General features: G+C 73.1%; 21 protein-coding genes and 1 pseudogene. 3 read left to right on the plus strand and 19 right to left on the minus strand.

Annotation, left to right across the window (positions count from 1 at the left end; all coding sequences use genetic code 11):
• Positions 1–106: 106 nt before the first annotated feature.
• The 8 genes from ACSNOK_RS09345 to ACSNOK_RS09380 all read right to left on the minus strand — a co-directional run bounded on the left by ACSNOK_RS09345 (position 107) and on the right by ACSNOK_RS09380 (position 6,831).
• Complete coding sequence (locus ACSNOK_RS09345) at positions 107–499, minus strand: MaoC family dehydratase (protein ID WP_436780130.1); 393 nt, start codon at positions 497–499, stop codon at positions 107–109.
• 41 nt (positions 500–540) lie between these two features.
• Positions 541–936: a hypothetical protein gene (locus ACSNOK_RS09350; protein WP_436780131.1), complete on the minus strand. Its 396-nt coding sequence runs from the start codon at positions 934–936 to the stop codon at positions 541–543.
• A 149-nt stretch (positions 937–1,085) separates the two neighbouring features.
• Complete coding sequence (locus tag ACSNOK_RS09355) at positions 1,086–1,652, minus strand: hypothetical protein (RefSeq protein WP_436780132.1); 567 nt, start codon at positions 1,650–1,652, stop codon at positions 1,086–1,088.
• A gap of 5 nt (positions 1,653–1,657) precedes the next feature.
• Positions 1,658–2,779, minus strand: a complete 1,122-nt coding sequence (locus ACSNOK_RS09360; RefSeq protein ID WP_436780133.1) for an ROK family glucokinase — start codon at positions 2,777–2,779, stop codon at positions 1,658–1,660.
• Between the two features lie 216 nt (positions 2,780–2,995).
• A complete protein-coding gene (locus tag ACSNOK_RS09365) occupies positions 2,996–3,823 on the minus strand; it encodes an ATP-binding cassette domain-containing protein (protein ID WP_436780134.1) in 828 nt (275 codons plus the stop codon).
• On the minus strand, positions 3,820–4,860 hold the full coding sequence (locus ACSNOK_RS09370) for an ABC transporter permease (RefSeq protein WP_436780135.1): 1,041 nt from the start codon (positions 4,858–4,860) through the stop codon (positions 3,820–3,822). The genes ACSNOK_RS09365 and ACSNOK_RS09370 overlap by 4 nt, the downstream gene beginning before the upstream one ends.
• Positions 4,857–5,828: a sugar ABC transporter substrate-binding protein gene (locus tag ACSNOK_RS09375; RefSeq protein WP_436780136.1), complete on the minus strand. Its 972-nt coding sequence runs from the start codon at positions 5,826–5,828 to the stop codon at positions 4,857–4,859. The genes ACSNOK_RS09370 and ACSNOK_RS09375 overlap by 4 nt, the downstream gene beginning before the upstream one ends.
• A gap of 253 nt (positions 5,829–6,081) precedes the next feature.
• Entirely contained in the window at positions 6,082–6,831 is a 750-nt protein-coding gene (locus ACSNOK_RS09380; RefSeq protein WP_436780137.1) for a GntR family transcriptional regulator, read from the minus strand.
• Positions 6,832–7,161: 330 nt separating this feature from the next.
• On the opposite strand from ACSNOK_RS09380, the gene ACSNOK_RS09385 reads away from it, so the two are divergent.
• Together ACSNOK_RS09385 and ACSNOK_RS09390 are read left to right on the plus strand one after the other, a co-directional pair.
• Entirely contained in the window at positions 7,162–7,509 is a 348-nt protein-coding gene (locus tag ACSNOK_RS09385; protein ID WP_436780138.1) for a hypothetical protein, read from the plus strand.
• A complete protein-coding gene (locus ACSNOK_RS09390) occupies positions 7,506–7,751 on the plus strand; it encodes a hypothetical protein (RefSeq protein ID WP_436780139.1) in 246 nt (81 codons plus the stop codon). The genes ACSNOK_RS09385 and ACSNOK_RS09390 overlap by 4 nt, the downstream gene beginning before the upstream one ends.
• A gap of 24 nt (positions 7,752–7,775) precedes the next feature.
• Here ACSNOK_RS09390 and ACSNOK_RS09395 read toward each other — a convergent pair whose 3' ends face one another.
• Together ACSNOK_RS09395 and ACSNOK_RS09400 are read right to left on the minus strand one after the other, a co-directional pair.
• Complete coding sequence (locus ACSNOK_RS09395; protein ID WP_436780140.1) at positions 7,776–8,432, minus strand: bifunctional 4-hydroxy-2-oxoglutarate aldolase/2-dehydro-3-deoxy-phosphogluconate aldolase; 657 nt, start codon at positions 8,430–8,432, stop codon at positions 7,776–7,778.
• 287 nt (positions 8,433–8,719) lie between these two features.
• Complete coding sequence (locus tag ACSNOK_RS09400) at positions 8,720–9,184, minus strand: ribonuclease domain-containing protein (RefSeq protein WP_436780141.1); 465 nt, start codon at positions 9,182–9,184, stop codon at positions 8,720–8,722.
• 147 nt (positions 9,185–9,331) lie between these two features.
• Between ACSNOK_RS09400 and ACSNOK_RS09405 the strand changes: the two genes are divergently transcribed.
• On the plus strand, positions 9,332–9,976 hold the full coding sequence (locus tag ACSNOK_RS09405; RefSeq protein ID WP_436780155.1) for a helix-turn-helix domain-containing protein: 645 nt from the start codon (positions 9,332–9,334) through the stop codon (positions 9,974–9,976).
• 51 nt (positions 9,977–10,027) lie between these two features.
• On the opposite strand, the pseudogene ACSNOK_RS09410 reads toward ACSNOK_RS09405, so the two are convergent.
• The 9 genes and pseudogenes from ACSNOK_RS09410 to rplS form a co-directional block, all read right to left on the minus strand.
• Positions 10,028–11,638 (minus strand): annotated as a pseudogene (locus ACSNOK_RS09410) (YifB family Mg chelatase-like AAA ATPase); the annotation flags it as partial.
• On the minus strand, positions 11,638–11,997 hold the full coding sequence (locus tag ACSNOK_RS09415; protein WP_004944830.1) for a YraN family protein: 360 nt from the start codon (positions 11,995–11,997) through the stop codon (positions 11,638–11,640). The pseudogene ACSNOK_RS09410 and the gene ACSNOK_RS09415, both read right to left, overlap by 1 nt.
• 93 nt (positions 11,998–12,090) lie before the next feature.
• On the minus strand, positions 12,091–12,399 hold the full coding sequence (locus tag ACSNOK_RS09420) for a DUF2469 domain-containing protein (protein ID WP_004944840.1): 309 nt from the start codon (positions 12,397–12,399) through the stop codon (positions 12,091–12,093).
• 39 nt (positions 12,400–12,438) lie between these two features.
• Positions 12,439–12,948 carry an NUDIX hydrolase gene (locus tag ACSNOK_RS09425; RefSeq protein ID WP_436780142.1) on the minus strand — a complete coding sequence of 170 codons (510 nt, stop codon included), beginning with the start codon at positions 12,946–12,948 and terminating at the stop codon, positions 12,439–12,441.
• Between the two features lie 4 nt (positions 12,949–12,952).
• On the minus strand, positions 12,953–13,759 hold the full coding sequence (gene lepB / locus ACSNOK_RS09430) for a signal peptidase I (RefSeq protein ID WP_436780143.1): 807 nt from the start codon (positions 13,757–13,759) through the stop codon (positions 12,953–12,955).
• 140 nt (positions 13,760–13,899) lie between these two features.
• Positions 13,900–14,994: a signal peptidase I gene (lepB, locus tag ACSNOK_RS09435; protein WP_436780156.1), complete on the minus strand. Its 1,095-nt coding sequence runs from the start codon at positions 14,992–14,994 to the stop codon at positions 13,900–13,902.
• Between the two features lie 168 nt (positions 14,995–15,162).
• Positions 15,163–15,801: a signal peptidase I gene (gene lepB, locus ACSNOK_RS09440; protein WP_436780144.1), complete on the minus strand. Its 639-nt coding sequence runs from the start codon at positions 15,799–15,801 to the stop codon at positions 15,163–15,165.
• Between the two features lie 178 nt (positions 15,802–15,979).
• Complete coding sequence (gene lepB / locus ACSNOK_RS09445; RefSeq protein ID WP_436780145.1) at positions 15,980–16,807, minus strand: signal peptidase I; 828 nt, start codon at positions 16,805–16,807, stop codon at positions 15,980–15,982.
• Between the two features lie 45 nt (positions 16,808–16,852).
• The gene (gene rplS / locus ACSNOK_RS09450; protein WP_004944863.1) at positions 16,853–17,203 is read right to left on the minus strand and encodes a 50S ribosomal protein L19; all 351 of its coding nucleotides are present in this window, start codon (positions 17,201–17,203) and stop codon (positions 16,853–16,855) included.
• Positions 17,204–17,331 lie beyond the last annotated feature (128 nt).

Below are 17,331 nucleotides of genomic sequence, written 5' to 3' on the forward strand. Positions count from 1 at the left end.
GTGCCGTCCGGGGGCCGTGGAGCGGGGGCGGGGGTCGCCGTCGGGCCGGTCGCCCGGGGCGCCGGTCCGCGCCGCGTCAGTCAGCGCCGCGTCAGTCCGCGCCGCGTCAGTCCGCGCCGTCCTGGGCGCGGGGCAGTTCGGCGAGGCCGGTGCCGGTCAGGACCGGCTCGCCGTCCCGGCCGACGACGCTGAGCTCGTAGCGGTACAGGGCGCGGTCCGGCGGGAGTTCGACGCCCTCCCGCTCGGTCTCGGTGGCGTGGACGGTCGCGGTGACGGTGTCGCCCGCGCGGACCGGGGCGAGGAAGGTGAGCGAGACCTCCCGCAGATGCGCCCCGGGGTCGCCGAGCAGGGGGACGGCGGTGAGGGTGAGGACGCCCTGGGTCATCCGGCGGTCGCCGAGCCCGGCCATGTGGTGCGCGCCCCGGTCGCCGGTGAGACGGGCGCAGGTGTCGATGTCCTCGGGGCCGAAGACGGCCGTGGCGGTGCGGGTCATGCTCATGGCGGTGCCTCCCCTGTTCTCTCCGCGGGCCAGCGTTCGTTCTACGCGCCGACGATGAGGCCGTTACTGCGGCCGCTGATCACGGTTTCGTCCCCGCACCGGATCCGGGCGTCGAAGGCGATCCTGGTCATGCCCGCCCCGGGCCCGGCCGGTTCCAGGTGGACGACTTCCAGTTCGGCGGTGATCTCCTCGTTCCTCCCGATCGGGCGGTGGGAGGTCCAGTCCATCCGCCGCGAGAGGTAGTCGAGGTCGCCGCCGAGCTTGGTGAGCGGCGCGACGGCCAGCAGGTACGGCAGGTGCTCGGGCAGCGGGTCGGCCGGCGCGCCGCTCAGGGCGCGGAACTCGCGCACTTCCTCGTCGGTGTAGCGCTTGGTCCAGGTCAGCACGGTGCCGACGGAGATCTCGCCGTGGACGGCGTTCTCGATGGTGATCGTCAACTTCCCCTCCCGGCACCGGCGGTGGCGCGGTCAAGAGCGGCCGACGCGCCTGCCGCGCTCGGGCGGCCACCCGGGCGCCATCATGCCCGGGCGCCGGGGAGGACTGAACGGACGATCTCCAAGTGTGGCCCGCGTCACGTGACGGCCCGTCAGGGCGACGTCGTCGACACCACGAACACCCGCGGGTACCGCGGGTCGTCGAGGTTCGCCGTGACCTCCAGGTTGGGCTTGGGCTTGTCCTCCTCGCGGACCGTGCCCGCCCAGTGGTGCTTGCCGTCGAACTTCCAGCCGACGGTGTCGGCCTCCTCCTCGTCGATGGTCACGTCGCCCTCCTCCAGTTCGGAGGGCTTCATGCCGTGGTCGTTCAGCCACTGCCCGAACTTCTCGCCCGTGGTGGTGAACTGGAGGAAGAGGGAGCTGGACTTCCAGGAGTTGGTCTCGAAGTGGGCCACGTTCTCGGCGTCCGCCGGCACGGTCACCTCGTAGAGCCGTCGCTGGAGCCGGGAGGGCCAGCCCTCCTCCAGGCCGGTGATGGTGGCCTCCTCCTGCTTGTCGCCGTTGCCGTTGCGGCTCTGGAGGGCGGAGATGTAGAGGTAGCCGGCCGGGATGGCGACGAGCAGGAAGACGATCAGCGCCTTCAGCCAGCGGCGCGGACGGGCGCCGTCCGGGGTGCCCCCGGGGGTCTGCGCCGTCTCCTCGCGGTCCGTGTGCTCCATGGTGATCACCCGCGGCCGGCCTTGGCGTACCGCTCGTAGCGTTCGACGCGGCGCCGGTTGGCGCGCCGGAAGCGGCGGGCGACCAGCCGGGCGAGGTCGGCGGCGCCGACCATGCCGGCCTCGGGGCCGAGCTGGGCGCGGACGATACGGGCCTCGGGGCGGTAGCCGCGGCCGGTGAGGTGGCGGCGGAAGGCGTCCCGGGCGGGGCCGATCAGCAGGTCGTCGGCGGCGCTGACGCCGCCGCCGATGACGAAGCAGGACGGGTCGAGGGCGGCGGCGAGGTTGGCGATGCCGACGCCCAGCCACTGGCCGATGTCCTGGAGCAGCTCGACGCACATGGCGTCGCCGTTGCGGGCCAGCTCGGTGATGAGGGGGCCGGTGATCTCGGGGATGTTCCCGCCGACCCGGTCGATGATCCCGTACGCGACCGGGGACTCGGCGGCGGCCAGCTCCCGGGCCTCGCGGACCAGCGCGTTGCCGGAGCTGTACTGCTCCCAGCAGCCGCGGTTGCCGCACGGGCAGCGGTGGCCGCCGGGGACGACCTGCATATGGCCGAACTCGCCCGCGACCCCGTACTTGCCGCGCTTGACCTGGCCGTCCTCCAGGATGGCGCCGCCGATGCCGGTCCCCAGCGTGATCATCACCAGGTGGTCCTCGCCCCGGCCGGCGCCGAAGCGCCACTCGGCCCAGGCCGCGGTGTTGGCGTCGTTGTCGACCATGACGGGGACGGCCAGCCGGCCGGCCAGCCGGTCGCGCAGCGGCTCGTTGCGCCAGGACAGGTGGGGGGCGAACAGGACGCGGTTGCGGTCGGCGTCCACCCAGCCGGCCGCGCCGATGCCGACGGCGTGCACGTCGTGCCGGTCGGAGAGGTCGAGGACGAGCTCGACGATGGTGTCCTCGACGACCTTGGGGCTCTTGGACTTGTCCGGCGTCTCGGTGCGCAGCTTCTCCAGGATCGTGCCGTCGGCGTCCACGACGCCCGCCATGACCTTGGTGCCGCCGATGTCGATGCCGACCGTGGGCACGCGCGGCGCCGTGAGGTGGGAGCGGCGTTCGCGCGATCCGGTGGTGCGCAGGACGGTGGCTCGTGCGGAGCCCCGGTAGACCCGCTCGCGGTAGATGCTCATCGCGGCACCTCCGTGCCTCGGGGGGCTCCGGCGGCTGCTCGGGGTCGTGCTCGCACGAGGTCGTCGTCCCTGCGGTGGTCTCGGGAGGCCGGGGCCTCGCGGATACGGTCGGTGCGGGCGCTGCCCGCGTCGCCGATTGTGCCTCACCGGCGGTGTCCGCCGCACAACGGGCGGCGGGGCCCGCACCGCCTGTCGGTGCCGGGCCCCGCGGGGTGGCTAGGCGTCCTCGCCGGGGACGCCGTCGGTCTTGTGTGCCGCCAGGTCGGGGGCGGGGGCCCGTTCCAGCTCGTGGCTGAGCTGTTCCAGCTCGCTGCCGCCCGCCATCTGCCGGGTGAGCTCGTCCAGGGCGATGTCGGCCTTGGCGTGGCTGCCGGCCATGGCCCCCCGCTTGAGCAGCACGAACCGGTCGCCGACCAGGTAGGCGTGGTGCGGGTTGTGGGTGATCAGCACCACACCGAGGCCCGCGTCGCGCGCGGCGGCGACGTACTTCAGGACGACGCCCGACTGCTTGACGCCGAGGGCGGCCGTCGGCTCGTCGAGTACCAGGATCTTCGCCCCGAAGTGGACGGCCCGGGCGATGGCCACGCACTGTCGCTGGCCGCCGGAGAGGGTGCCGATGGGCTGGTCGACGTCGTGCAGCTCGATGCCCATGCGGGCCAGCTCGGTGCGGGTGGTCTCGCGCATGGCGGCCACGTCCAGGCGCTTGAACGGGCCCCGGCCCTTGGTCGGCTCCGACCCCAGGAAGAAGTTCCGCCACACCGGCATCAGGGGGACGACGGCGAGGTCCTGGTAGACCGTGGCGATGCCCCGGTCCAGGGCCTCGCGGGGCGAGCCCAGCCGGACCTCCTCGCCCTCGATCTCGAAGGTGCCGGCGTCGTGCCGGTGCAGCCCTGCGATGATCTTGATGAGGGTGGACTTGCCGGCGCCGTTGTCACCGAGCACACAGGTGATCTCGCCCGCGTGGACCTCCAGCGAGACGTCGTCCAGGGCCCGGACGTTGCCGTAGTCCTTGCCGACGCCGGCCAGTCTGACCAGAGCGCTCATTTGCTGGCCTCCGCGCGCTTCCGTACCCAGGCGTTGAGCAGCGTCGCCAGCAGCAGCATCGCGCCGAGGAAGAACTTGAACCAGTCGGGGTTCCACTGCGCGTACACGATGCCCTTGCTCGTCATGCCGAAGATGAACGCGCCGACCGCCGACCCGATGGCCGACCCGTAGCCGCCGGTCATCAGGCAGCCGCCGATGACGGCCGCGATGATGTAGAGCAGCTCGTTGCCCACGCCCTCGCCTGACTGCACGACGTCGTAGGACATCAGCAGGTGCTGGCCGGAGACCCAGGCGCAGAACGCGACCGCCATATACAGGCCGATCTTGGTGCGCCGGACCGGGACGCCGACCGCGCGGGCCGCGTCCACGCCGCCGCCGACCGCGAAGACCCAGTTGCCGGCGCGGGTGCGCAGCAGCACCCAGGTGGCGACGGCGACCAGGCCGATCCACCACAGGACGGTGACCTGGAGGTCCACGTCACCGAGGGTGAAGTGGGAGGCGAACAGGGCGCGGGCGGACTCGAAGCCCTCCATGTCCCCGATGGTCTTGGTGGAGACGGTGCCGCTGATGAGCTTGGTGAAGCCGAGGTTGAGGCCCGTGAGCATCAGGAACGTGCCGAGCGTGATGATGAAGCTGGGCAGTTTGGTGCGGGTGAGCACAAAGCCGTTGAAGAAGCCGATCGCCAGCGTGACCAGCAGCGAGACGCCGACGCCGACCCAGACGTTGGCCGTCATCTGGTAGCTGAACATCGAGGAGACCAGCGCCGAGCTGGTCACCATCACACCGGCGGACAGGTCGAACTCGCCGCCGATCATCAGCAGCGCCACCGGCACGGCCATGATGCCGATGGTCGACGACGCGTACAGCACGGTGGAGAGGCCGGGCGCGGTCATGAACGAGTCGGCGACGATCGCGAAGAAGAGGAAGACGGCCGCGGCGCCGACGACCGACCCCAGCTCGGGGCGGCCGAGCAGCCGGCGCGGCAGGCTCCGGCCCCGGGGCGCGGTCTCGGGGACGGTGGCGGTGGTACTGCTCATCGCGTCCCCCGCTTGGTGTACTCGGACAGGACCTTGGCGTCGTCCTTGGTGACGATCTGCGGGCCGGTCAGGACCGGGCGGCCGCCGCCGAGCATGTCGCGGTTGTAGCGGTAGAGCCAGAGCAGGTCGACGGCCTCGTAGCCCTGGAGGTACGGGTCCTGGTCGACGGCGAAGCCGAGGGAGCCGTCCTTGAGGGAGTCGGCGACCTTGGCGTTGAGGTCGAAGGTGTCCACCTCGGCCTTGCTGCCCGCCTGCTCCGCGGCCTTCACCGCGGTCGGCGCGAAGGGGGCGCCGAGGGTGACGACGGCGTCCACGTCCTTGTCGGACTGGAGCTTGGCCTCGATGGAGGACTGGACGTTGGGCATGTTGGTGCCCTCGACGTAGAGGTTCACCACCTCGCCCTTGAACGCCTTCTTCACGCCCTCGCAGCGCTGCTCGTGGCCGACGTTGCCCTGCTCGTGCAGGACACAGACGGCCTTCTTCTTCCCGCGCTCGTTGAGCTGCTCGCCGACGGCCTCGCCGGCGATGACCTCGTCCTGGCCGATGTGGGTGAGGGCGCCGAACTCCTTGGACTTGTCCGAGCCCGAGTTCACCGTGATCACCGGGATGCCGGCCTTCCGCGCCTTGGCCACGACGTCCTTCATGGCGTCCGGCTTGGCGAGGGTGACGATCAGGCCGTCGACCTTCTGGTCGATCATGGCCTGGACGCTCTGGGCCTGCTTGTTCCCCTCCACGTCGTGCGCGTAGAGGAACTTGATGTTGTCCTTCGCCGCGGCCTGCTTGGCACCGCTCTGCACGATGTCCCAGAAGGTGTCGCCATCGCCCGAGTGGGTGACCATCGCGAAGGTCCACCGGGGCGTGTCGACCGCCGCGCGCCCCTGGGCGGCCTTGGCGGCCCGCTCCTCGGCGCGCTTGCCGCCCGTACTGCTGCACCCCGCCAGTGTGGCGCCGAGCACCGCTGCCAGCACGGCGCTGACCGCACGTACGCCTGTCCGAACCCTTGCCACGAGGACTTGCCCTTCCACTGTCTGTCACGGTGCGGCCGGACCCCGGTCCCGCGGGCCCGACCGCCCAAGTATCCGTCACGATCCGTCACGGTCGTCCGGCGGGGTTTTCCCGGCGCGGTGTGCAGGTGTTCTAGTGGTGTGCGCCACACCACGTCAATACTTTGTCAGAACATTCTGTCGACCGGATGATCTCCGACGGTGTCACGGGACCGTCTCACGGCCGGGCCAGCAGCTGGAAATCGAAGGAGTAGCGGGAGGCGCGGTAGAGGTGGGAGCCGAACTCCACGGCCCGTCCCGTGTCGTCGAACGTCGTCCGCTCCATGGTCAGCAGCGGCGCGCCGGCCGGCTCCGCGAGCCGCTCGGCCTCCTCGGCCGTGGCGGCGCGGGCGCCGATGGTCTGCCGGGCGCTGTGCAGGGTGAGGCCGGCGGAACGCATCAGACGGTACAGGCCGGTCTCGGCCAGCACGTCCCCGTCGAGATCGAGCAGACCGAGGGGAAGGTGGTTGCGCAGATGGGCGACGGGCTCCCCGTGCGCCAGGCGCAGCCGCTCGACGTAGACGACGTCCGTCCCCTCGGCCACCCCCAGCGCGGCGGCGACCCGGGCGCCGGCGGGCTCCACCGCGCGGCTCAGGAGCAGGGTGGCGGGCTGCTGCCCGGCCGCCTCCAGGTCGTCGTAGAGGCTGCTGAGCTCCAGGGGGCGCTTCACCTGGCTGTGCACCACCTGCGTACCGACCCCGCGCCGGCGCACCAGCAGCCCCTTGTCGACGAGCGACTGGATCGCCTGCCGCACGGTCGGCCGCGACAGCCCCAGCCGCGCGGCCAGCTCGATCTCGTTCCCGAGCAGACTGCCGGGCGCGAGCCCGCCCTGCTCGATGGCGGCCTCCAACTGCTGGGCCAGCTGGTAGTAGAGCGGGACGGGACTGCTGCGGTCCAGGGTGAACTGGAGGGGTCGGTGCTTCGCCACTCGGTGGAGGGTAGCGGGGGGACCTGATGACGGGAAGTCCGGAGGTCCGGTTGTCCGGACATGGGCGATCCCGGCGGGGGCCGGCGCGCATTGGCGTAGGGGCGTACGGGCTGCGGGCGTAGGGACGGACGGGCGTAGGGCGCTCCGGCCGCGGGCAGGGTCCGGACGGCGGTGCGGCCGGGACGCGTGCGGCACGGGTCGTGTCCGGTGCGAGTCGTGTCCGGTACGGGTCACGCGCGACATCGGTCATGTGCCACATCGGTCATGTGCGGCATCGGTCACGCGTGGCATCGGTCACGCGCGCCGCCGGTCGCGCGGAAGGGAGCACGGGTGAAGGTCCTGGCCCTCGGGGTGACGCTCGGCCTGAGCGCGGGCATCAGCCCCGGCCCCCTCCTGGCCCTCGTCCTGTCGGGCACCCTGCGCGGCGGGCTCGGGGTCGGGCTGCGGGTGGCCGCCGTGCCGCTGCTGACCGACCTGCCGGTGATCGCGCTCTCGGTGACCGTGCTCTCCGCGCTCCCCGACCGCGCGGTCGCGGCGGGCGGGCTCGTCGGCGGCCTCTTCCTGCTGTGGCCGGCGTGCACCACGCTGTGGGAGGCCCGGACGGCCGGGGGAGTTCGGCCGTCCGGCAGGGCGTGGTCGTCAACCTCCTCAGCCCGCACCCGTGGCTCTTCTGGATGACGACGGGCTCGCCCCTCCTCGTCGACGCGTGGCGGGAGCGGCCCGGCGGCGCCGTCGGCTTCCTCGTCGCCTTCTACGCGCTGCTCGTCGGCAGCAAGGCGCTCCTCGCCCTGGTGGTGGCCCGCACCCGCGACCGGCTGACCACCCGCGCCTACCGCCTGCTGCTCGCCGGCTCGGGCCTGCTCCTGCTGGCCGCGTCCGCGCTCCTGCTGGTGGGGTTCGGCACCAGGCTGGCCGCCTGAGAAGTACCGCGCCGGCGGCCGCTCCTACTCCTCCGCCAGGGCGCCCCCGCCGCCCTCCGCGTCCGCCTCCGCCAGCCGGGCGATCAGGTCCTCGACCCGCTTGGCCACCGCGTCACGGTCGCCTTCCGCCAGCTCCCCGCCGATACCGCAGGCGACGGCTCCGGCGGCGATCCACTCGGGGGCGGTGCCGACGTCGACACCCCCGCTGGGGACCAGGGCGGCCTGCGGCAGTTCGGCCCGGATCTCGCGGACGCGCTCGGGGCGATGGCAGGCGGCGGGAAACAGCTTCAGGGCGTCGGCGCCCAGCTCCAGGGCCCGGACGATCTCGGCGGGCGTCGAGACGCCGGCGAACACCGGGACGCCGTACCGGTGGCCGGTGCGCAGCACCTCGGGGTCCAGGGCCGGCGAGGCCAGGAACCGGGCGCCGGCCTCGACGGCCATCCGGGCGGAGGCCGCGTCCAGGACCGCGCCGGCGCCGATGAGCGCCTCGTCGCCGACCTCGCGGACCAGGGTGGCGACGGCGTCCAGGGCGAAGGGGGTGGCGAGCGATATCTCCAGGCTGGTGAGGCCGGCCGAGAGCAGCGTGCCGGATGTCAGCGTCGCCTCGTCGTAGCTGTCGCTCCGCACCATGGCGAGGACGCGTTGCCCCAGCGCTGCCCGGGTGATCTCCCAGCGATACACGGCCGTTCGCCGCCCTTCTCGTCGCGCGCGGATCGTTCGCGGAACGAGAAGAACGGTAACGGCAGGCACTGACATCCGACCCCGCCTCGCGGTTCCCCGGCCGCGCGAAAAGGCCCCCGCGAGCGTGCGGGGGCACGACCGGAGGTGACGGCACCTGCCCTGTTGCGCGCGAGGGCTGACGCTCCGTCAGCTCCGACAGCCGGTCGCACCGGGGACGGAACGCCCGGTTCCGGCCGGGCCGCGGGTGCCCGGCCGGCGCGGAGGAGGGAGGTGGGACGGAGGAGCGGTCAGCAGGTGAAGTCGACGCGGGCGAACGACCGGTAGTGGTCTCCGGTGTAGTAGTCCTCGTGGTCCGCCTTGCCGGTGACGATCCGGCGGGCGCCGCGGTCGGGCGAGCCCGGGGTGATCACCGTGTACTCGTGGTAGTAGCCGCCGCTCTGCTTCGGCAGGACGCCCTCGCGGTTGGAGAAGACCGTGCCGTCCTTGGGGTACGGGAACGGGCCGCCCTTCTCGATCAGGTCCAGTGTGTCGTGGGCCTGCGCCGGCAGGGCGGACTCGCAGATCCGGCCGACACCCTTCGCGGCGAGCGAGCCGGCGGTGACCGAGGGGGCCGAGGAGACGACGGAGACCGAGGAGGCGGAAGCACCGGAGGAGGCCGGGCCGGCCAGGGCGGCGGTGGGGGCGCCGAGGAGGAGGACGGAGGCCAGTGCGGCCGGCACGCCGAAGCGTGCGAAACGGTGGGGGATGTTCATGCGCCCAGCATGACGCGCGTAGCACATGGCATGTCAACGACAAACACATGATGTTCCCCCATCGTTCACCCGCTCCCCGCACCCGGCCGCTTTGCCTCAGAGGCAAGGACTTTTGCCTTTGAGGCACGGCAGGGCTATACCGGGTACATGAGCCCACACACCGGCACGGAAGACCCCCCGACCGAGGATCTGCCCGCCGTGGCACCGCAGTTGCGCGCGCTGCGCACCCGCAGCGCGCTCACGCTGGAGGCGGCCGCGGCCCGGGCCGGGCTGTCGCCCGCCCACCTGTCCCGGCTGGAGACGGGACGCCGGACGCCGTCCCTCCCCATGCTGCTGGCGCTCGCGCGGACCTACGGAACGACGGTATCCGACCTCCTGGGCGAAGTACCCCAGACGGCGGATCCCATCGTCCGCGCGGACCGCATGGAACCCCAGCGGGCGGGCGGCTGGACGTACTGGCGCGCCGGCGGCTCCGGCCGCGCGATGCAGGCCCTGCGGCTGCACGTGCCGCACGGGCACGACGCGGCGGGCCAGGAGGACCTGGTGCGGGTGCACCCGGGCGAGGAGTGGCTCTACGTGACCGCGGGCCGGCTCCGGCTGTCCCTCGGCGGGACGACGCACCTGCTCGCCCCGGGCGACTCCGCCCACTTCGACTCGCTCACCCCGCACCGCATCGCGTCCGCCTCGCCCGGCGGGGTGGACCTGCTGTTCATGCACACGCTGACGCAGAGCGGCGTGGCCGGGCTGTGCCTGGGCGACGCCGGACCCAACCGGAGGGGACACCATGAGTGACACCGCGCACCGCCGGACGGTGAGGCCGGCCGCGGACGACGCCGGGACGGCTCCCGCCCCGGCCACCGCCACGCCGCGCCGCACGCCGGTGCGCAGTTCCAGCGCCTGGCGGACGTCGTCCGCCGACGGACGGTCGTGGGACGCGAGGTCGGCGATGGTCCAGGCGACCCGGAGCACCCGGTCCAGGCCGCGGGCGGTGAGCAGCCCGCGCTCCATGTCGCGTTCGGCCTCCCGCAGGGCTTCCGGCTCGACGAGCCAGCGGGTGCGCAGTTCATGGCCCGGGACCTCGCTGTTCGTGCGCCAGGGGGTGTCCGCGTACCGCACGGCGGCCCGTTCGCGGGCATCGCGCACCCGGGCGCCGACCGTCTCCGAACTCTCGGCGCCGGAGCCGAGCCCCACCAGCTCCGCGCGGGTCACCGGCTCCACGGTCACCCGGAGGTCCACCCGGTCCAGCAGCGGCCCGGAGAGCCGGGCCAGATAGCGCCGTACGTTCCTGGGCGAGCAGTCGCAGCCGTCCCCGCTGAGCCCGTGCCGGCCGCACGGGCAGGGATTGGCGGCCAAGGCGAGCAGGAACCGGGCCGGGAGCCGCATCACCCCGCCCGAGCGGGCCACGACCACGTGACCCGACTCCAGCGGCTGACGGAGGGCGTCCAGGACACGAGGGGAGCATTCGGGCGCTTCGTCCAAAAAGAGAATCCCATGGTGAGCCAGGGACACCGCGCCCGGCCGGGGCATGCCCGAGCCGCCGCCGACCAGCGCGGCCATCGACGCCGAGTGGTGCGGAGCGCAGTAGGGCGGCCGGTCGATCAGCGGCCGGCCGGCCGGGAGCGCGCCCGCCACCGAGTGCACCGCCGTGACTTCCAGCGACTCCTCCGGCGTCAGCGGCGGCAACAGGCCGGGCAGCCGCTCCGCGAGCATGGTCTTGCCCGCGCCCGGCGGCCCCAGCAGGAACAGGTGGTGCCGCCCGGCGGCGGCCACCTCCAGCGCCCGGCGGGCGCGGTGCTGGCCCGCGACCTCGGCGAGGTCGGGCACGTGTCCGTCCCCCGGCCCGCCCGCGCCCATCCCCTGGCCCGCGCCCGGCACCGCGAGGCCGGCGAGCAGCGGGTCGGGCCGGCCGTCCCGCCCGGGGTCCTCCTCCTCGGGCACGGGCTCGTCGGTGAGGACGGCCACCAGCTGACGGAGGCTGCGGACGCCGAGCACCGCGACGCCGGGAACGAGCGCCGCCTCGGCCGCCGTGCGCTCGGGCACGACGACCTGACGGTACCCGGCGTCCGCCGCCGCGAGGACGGCCGGCAGCACGCCCCGGACCGGGCGGACCCGGCCGTCGAGGCCCAGCTCGCCGATCATCACCAGGTCGGCGATGCGCCGGGGGTCGATCCGCTCGGCGGCGCCCAGCACGGCGCAGGCGACGGCCAAGTCGAAGCCGCTGCCGCCCTTGGGGACGGAGGCGGGGCTCAGGCCCACCGTGAGCTTCCGCTGCGGCCACTCGCCGCCCGAGTTGACGACGGCGGCGCGGACCCGGTCCCGGCTCTCGGACAGGCTCTTGTCGGGCAGCCCGACGAGGGCGAAGGCGGCGACGCCGGGTTCGAGGTCGGCCTGGACCTCGACCACCACCCCTTCCACCCCGACCAGGGCCACCGAGCAGGTGCGGGCGAAGCCCATCACGCCACCCCCTTGACGTGCTGGACCTCGGGGGCACCCCGCTCCGGGAGCACCACGCCGACCAGGTCGATGCGGACCCCGCCCGGTGGCGGGCCGCCGTACCGCTCCAGCCAGCGCCCCGCGAGCCGGCGCAGCCGCTCGGCCTTGGCGGCCGTGAGGGCCGCCATCGGGTGCTGGTAGGGACCCGCCCTGCGGGTCTTCACCTCGCACACGACCAGCGCGTCGCGGTCGTGCGCGACCACGTCGATCTCGCCCTCGCGGCAGCGCCAGTTGCGGGCCAGTACTCTCATCCCGGCCTCGGTCAGCCGCCGTACCGCCAGGTCCTCCCCGTAGCGCCCGAGCGCCCGTCGCGCGTCCATCCGCACCACCTCCCGGGACCGACGGTGCGGCCTCCGGGCGGAAGTGGGGGATCTTGGTCGAAAGCTGTGGACAACCCGCCGGTTGTGGAGAACTCAGCCACTCGGAAGGTCGAGATCGCTCTTGTTGAGCTCCTCGATGTTGACGTCCTTGAACGTCAGGACCCGCACCTGTTTGACGAAACGGGCGGGCCGGTACATGTCCCAGACCCAGGCGTCCGCCATCGAGACCTCGAAGAAGACCTCGCCCTGGACGGAGTGGACCTGCATCTCGTAGTCGTTGGTGAGATAGAAGCGCCGCTCGGTCTCGATCACATATTTGAACAGACCGACGACGTCGCGGTACTCCCGGTAGAGCTTCAGCTCCATCTCGGTCTCGTACTTCTCGAGGTCCTCGGCGCTCATGGCATGTTCCCCTTCAGCCGTGCGTTCCCCCATGGTGCGTCAGGCACGTTCCGTCTCCAGGCGCACCGGCACCTGCGGGGGGCCGTCTCGGAGCAGTGTGCTCAGCAGCTCGGCGAGCCTGGTCGGATACACCGTCTCATGGGTGGTGAGGAGTTCACCGCAGGTCCACCAGCGGAGTCCGGTCACACTGCGGCGTTCCAGCTCCGTCCCGCCGCCGCTCCAGGCGCCGGGCTGCCGGGTCCGGGCCAGGTAGTAGCGCTCCTCCTGGTCCCAGCGGCGGCCGTCGAAGGGGAACGAGCAGGTGCGCCGCCACAGCGGCGGACCGAGTTCGATCTCCGTGATCCCGGTCTCCTCGGCGAGCTCGCGGCGGGCCGCGGCCGTCCAGTCCTCGTCGCCCTCCAGCCCGCCGCCCGGGGTGAACCACCAGGTCCGCCCGGGGTCGGCGGGTTCGAAGCCGTGCAGCAGCAGGATTCGGTCCCGGGCGTCGAGCAGGACCACCCGGGCCGCCCGCCGCAGCGGACCGGCGCTCGCCCGGGAGGGATCGTCCATGGGGTCATCCATGAGGACTCACCGCCTTCCCCTCCCCGCCGGAAACCTGCCCGCCCGAAGCCGAGCCACCCGGGGCCTTCCCACCGGAAGACCCGCCGGAAGCCGGCCGCCGCGTCAGCAGCCGGGCCATCGGACCGTACGCCGCACCTCCCAGGATGAGCACCGCCCCGGCGACGACGGCGACGGCCAGCAGGCGGACCGGGCCGGGGCTCGACGTGCCGCCGGGCAGCGCGCCGAACGCGGCAGGGCGGGACAGTACGCCGAGGTCGCCCGCGGGCCAGAGCACGGCGTCCACCCGCGCGCTCACCGCGCCGCGCGGGATCGATCCCTGATCCTTCGCCAGGTGCGAGCGGGAGTCGACGGAGTCGGAGCGGTGATCACCGAGGAGGAACAGGTCCCCCGCGGGCACCGTGGCCGAGAAGCCACTCGGGGAGGCCGGCCCGGCACCCTGCAGATACGGTTCTTCGACCGGAACGCCGTTGACCGTCATCCTCCCCCGCCGGTCGCAGCAGGCGACGGTGTCACCGCCGACCCCGACCACGCGCTTGACCATCGCCGTATCGCCCCACAGCTTGTCGTGGAAGACGACGATGTCGCCGCGGCGGACCTCGTCGCCGTCGATGCGCTGGGCGAGGACGCGGGCGCCGCGGGCGATGGTCGGTGCCATGGAGTCGGTAGGGACGGTGTACGGCTTGTAGACGAGGGCCGCCCACGCGAAGCCGCCGAGGAAGAGGACGGCGCCGAGGGCCACGGCGATGCCGGACACCAGCCTCCCGGCCTGCCCCGGACCGCCGCGTTCCGCTCCGCCCATCGCGTCCCCCACCCTCGGTGAAACCGCCCACAGAAGAACCGCTCCCCGCGCCGGAGCGCGGAACCGCACCCTACCCGCGGTACGGGAGCGGCGTCAGCCCTCCCGGTCCCCGCGGCGCGGGCGGTCCGGACGGCACCGGGTCAGTCGCGCGCGGCGAGCAGCCGGCGCCGACGCCACAGCACGAGCGGGACGGCGCCCGCGAGGCCCAGCGCCGGCGGCGCCGCGGCGGCGGCGGAACCGATGCCGGGCTGGTCGAAGGTGTCGGGGACGGGCAGCGTCGCCCAGCGGTTCAGCGGCCAGGCGACGACGATCGCGCGGCCGACGACGTCGTCCACCGGCACGAAGCCGCCGTCCTCGTCCTGGTGCCAGCGCGAGTCCATCGAGTTCTGCCGGTGGTCGCCCATCACCCACAGCTTGCCCTTGGGCACCGTGACCGGCCCGAACGGCTTGTCGCTGCACGGGGTGTCGCCCGGGAAGATGTACGGCTCGTCGAGCGCCTTGCCGTTGACGACCACGGGGTTGTTGCCGCCCTTGCACTCGACCTTGTCGCCGCCGACCGCGATGACCCGCTTGATCAGGTCCTTCTCACCGGCGGAAGGCATGAGTCCGACGAAGCTGAGGACCTTCTGCACCCCGTTGCCCACCGGACCGGACTGCTCGTCCGGAGCGTCCTTCAGCCAGCTGCCGGGGTCGTGGAAGACGACGACCTCGCCGCGCTCCGGCTCGGCGCCGAACCAGGGCGTGAGCTTGTCGACCAGCACCCGGTCACCGCGCTGCAGGGTGTCCTGCATCGACTCGGACGGGATGGAGAACGCCTGCACGAGGAACGTCTTGATGAAGAGCGCGAGGATCAGCGCGACGCCGATCAGGATCGGCAGTTCCTTCCAGAAGGACCGCTGTTTCCCGGACTTCCCCGGTTTCCCGCCCTTCCGCGCAGCCCCCGGCTTCCCGGCCTCCCGGCCGTCCGGCAGGTCACCCCCCGCGGGCCCGCCCGCCGCTCCACCCGGCGTCCCGTCCGGGGCCCGTCCCGGAGGGCCGGGCCGGCCGGGTTCCCCCGGTGGCGGGGGGCCACCGGGGGCCTCATGGGCTTCGTGGGACCCATGAGGCCCCTGGGGCCCGTGGGGCACACGAGGGGAGCTCTCCGGGCCCTCCGGTGCCGGCCCGGCGGCCGGCACCCCGGCACCGTCCGGGCGCTTCTCGGGCTCTCCATGGCCGGACCGCGCGCCGACCGCCACATCCCCCACATTCACTCCTCACTCCGCGCTGTCGCCTGTCGCCGTCCGCCGCAGGCCCGCCACTCCCTTAACGAGCGGGAGTTCCGCAGGGGTCGGGGTCCGGATCATCCCGTTCGCCCCACACACCCCGGAACGTCCGCGCGCTCCGTGACGGACCCGCCGGACGGCTCACCCGTCGGCACCACCCGCCCCGTCCGGTCCCCCGGACAGCCGGCGCCAGTGCCCCGGCGGCCAGGCGATCACCGTGGCACGGCCGATGACCAGGTCTTCCGGGACCGTACCGTGCCCGGGGTCGCTCAGGTGGAACCGCGAATCGGCCGAGTCGGAGCGGTGATCGCCCAGGACGAACAGCCGTCCCTCCGGCACCCGCACCTCGAACGGCAGCTCGGACGGCGCGTTCCCCGGGTGCACATACGGCTCCCGGACCGGCGAACCGTTGACCATGATTTTGCCCCCGGCGTCACAGCACTTGACCGTGTCCCCGCCCACCGCGACCACGCGCTTGATCAGATCCTGCTCCCCCTGGGAGGGCAGCAGTCCGATGAACGACAGCACCCGCCGCCCGGCCCTGACCCCCGCCGACCCCTCCTCCGGCCGCTCCGCGTCCCCCAGCCAGTCGCCCGGGTCCTTGAAGACCACCACGTCGCCGCGGGCGGGCCGGTCGCCGAACCAGGGCGTCAGCTTGTCCACCAGCACCCGGTCGCCGATCCGGATCGTCCGCTCCATGGAACCGGACGGGATGACGAACGCCTGCACCAGGAACGTCTTCAGCACCAAGGCGATCAGCAGCGCCACCGACAGCAGCACGGGCGCCTCGGTCAGCAGGGACCGGCGCCGGCTCCGGCGTACCCGCCGCGCCGTCGCCCGCCGGCGCGCCGCGCGCCCGTCCGGCCCGCCCGGCGCGGGGCCCGGCGGCCGCGGCCCGTACCGCGCACGCGTGCCCCCCGACCGCCGCCCGGGCCGAAGCCAGGGCCGGGGCCGTTCGCTACGGTGCCCCACGTCCACCCCCGGCATGAGCACGCGGTTCCGGCACGCCGTCGAAGGCGTCCGGCCGGTGCAGCGCGGTCCACCGGCCCAGCGGCCAGCCGATCCAGTCGGCCCGGCCGATCACCCGGTCCACCGGGACCATGCCGCCGCCCGGCTCTCCCAGGTGGTCGCGCGAGTCCCGGGACGCGCTGCGGTGGTCGCCCAGGACGAACAGCCGTCCCTCCGGCACCACCGCCACGAACGGCACCCGGGAGGCCCTGTCCCCCGGGAAGAGGTAGTCCTCGGTGATCTCGCGGCCGTTGACCGACAGCCGGCCCCGGTGGTCGCACACCACCCGGTCACCGCCGACGCCCACGACCCGCTTCACGTAGTCCGTCGGCGCCGGCTGCATCAGACCGACCGAGGAGGCGACCTTGCGCACGGCCTTGGTCACCGCGTTCTCGGCCGGCTCCTCCTGGACGAACGACCCCAGGCCGTCGAAGACGATCACGTCCCCGCGCCGCGGCTCGTCGCCGAAGCGGTAGGCCAGCTTGTTCACCAGCACCCGGTCGCCGGGCCGCAGGGTGTTCTCCATCGACGCCGACGGGATTACGAAGGGCTGCACCACATAGGCGCTGACCAGCATCACGGAGGCCAGGCAGCAGGCCAGCAGCACCGCCGCCCGGCGCAGCGGCCCGCCTCCCGTCAGCCACCGCCACGCCCGCCGGGGCATGCCGGCGAGCACCGAACGGTCCGGTATACGCGAAGAGCGCGACCGCTGCTCCTCGCCCCCTTCGGGGTGGGGAGAGCGGTCGCGCTCCGAAAGCTGTGCTGCGTCGGTGTCCATCGGTCCGAGAGCCTATCCGGCCGGACCGGGACGCCGGGCGGAAGCTCAGTTGTCGCGCTTCTCCTTGATCTTCGCGGCCTTGCCGCGGAGCTCACGGAGGTAGTACAGCTTGGCGCGACGGACGTCACCGCGGGTCACGAGCTCGATCTTCTCGAAGATCGGGCTGTGGACCGGGAAGGTGCGCTCGACGCCGACCGAGAAGGAGACCTTGCGGACGGTGAAGGTCTCGCTGATGCCCGCGCCCTGGCGGCGGATGACGACACCCTTGAACTGCTGGATGCGGGAGCGGTTGCCCTCGATGACGCGAACGTGGACGTTCACGGTGTCACCGGGACGGAAGGCCGGGACGTCGGTGCGCAGCGACGCGGCGTTGACGTTGTCGAGCAGGGAGGACATGAGTCGTCTCTTCCTCGCCGATGCCACAGGTCATCGGCGGAACTGGTGCGGAAAGTGAGAGATGCCGTACTGCCCCCGGCGGACGTCGTTCCCCCTGTGGCAGGGGCGCGCGCCGGACGCAAGGCAAC

The organism is Streptomyces sp. URMC 126, from assembly GCF_051386555.1.
GTDB lineage: Bacteria > Actinomycetota > Actinomycetes > Streptomycetales > Streptomycetaceae > Streptomyces.

Bases quoted from the DNA above. Each gene is read 5' to 3' on its own strand.
- ACSNOK_RS09355 (WP_436780132.1), bottom strand. From the start codon at position 1,652: ATGGAGCACACGGACCGCGAGGAGACGGCGCAGACCCCCGGGGGCACC.
- ACSNOK_RS09405 (WP_436780155.1), top strand. From the start codon at position 9,332: ATGAGCCCACACACCGGCACGGAAGACCCCCCGACCGAGGATCTGCCC.
- ACSNOK_RS09345 (WP_436780130.1), bottom strand. From the start codon at position 499: ATGAGCATGACCCGCACCGCCACGGCCGTCTTCGGCCCCGAGGACATC.
- ACSNOK_RS09420 (WP_004944840.1), bottom strand. From the start codon at position 12,399: ATGAGCGCCGAGGACCTCGAGAAGTACGAGACCGAGATGGAGCTGAAG.
- ACSNOK_RS09400 (WP_436780141.1), bottom strand. From the start codon at position 9,184: ATGAACATCCCCCACCGTTTCGCACGCTTCGGCGTGCCGGCCGCACTG.
- ACSNOK_RS09390 (WP_436780139.1), top strand. From the start codon at position 7,506: ATGACGACGGGCTCGCCCCTCCTCGTCGACGCGTGGCGGGAGCGGCCC.
- ACSNOK_RS09370 (WP_436780135.1), bottom strand. From the start codon at position 4,860: ATGAGCAGTACCACCGCCACCGTCCCCGAGACCGCGCCCCGGGGCCGG.
- rplS (WP_004944863.1), bottom strand. From the start codon at position 17,203: ATGTCCTCCCTGCTCGACAACGTCAACGCCGCGTCGCTGCGCACCGAC.
- ACSNOK_RS09360 (WP_436780133.1), bottom strand. From the start codon at position 2,779: ATGAGCATCTACCGCGAGCGGGTCTACCGGGGCTCCGCACGAGCCACC.
- lepB (WP_436780143.1), bottom strand. From the start codon at position 13,759: ATGGGCGGAGCGGAACGCGGCGGTCCGGGGCAGGCCGGGAGGCTGGTG.
- ACSNOK_RS09425 (WP_436780142.1), bottom strand. From the start codon at position 12,948: ATGGACGATCCCTCCCGGGCGAGCGCCGGTCCGCTGCGGCGGGCGGCC.
- ACSNOK_RS09365 (WP_436780134.1), bottom strand. From the start codon at position 3,823: ATGAGCGCTCTGGTCAGACTGGCCGGCGTCGGCAAGGACTACGGCAAC.
- lepB (WP_436780145.1), bottom strand. From the start codon at position 16,807: ATGGACACCGACGCAGCACAGCTTTCGGAGCGCGACCGCTCTCCCCAC.
- ACSNOK_RS09415 (WP_004944830.1), bottom strand. From the start codon at position 11,997: ATGGACGCGCGACGGGCGCTCGGGCGCTACGGGGAGGACCTGGCGGTA.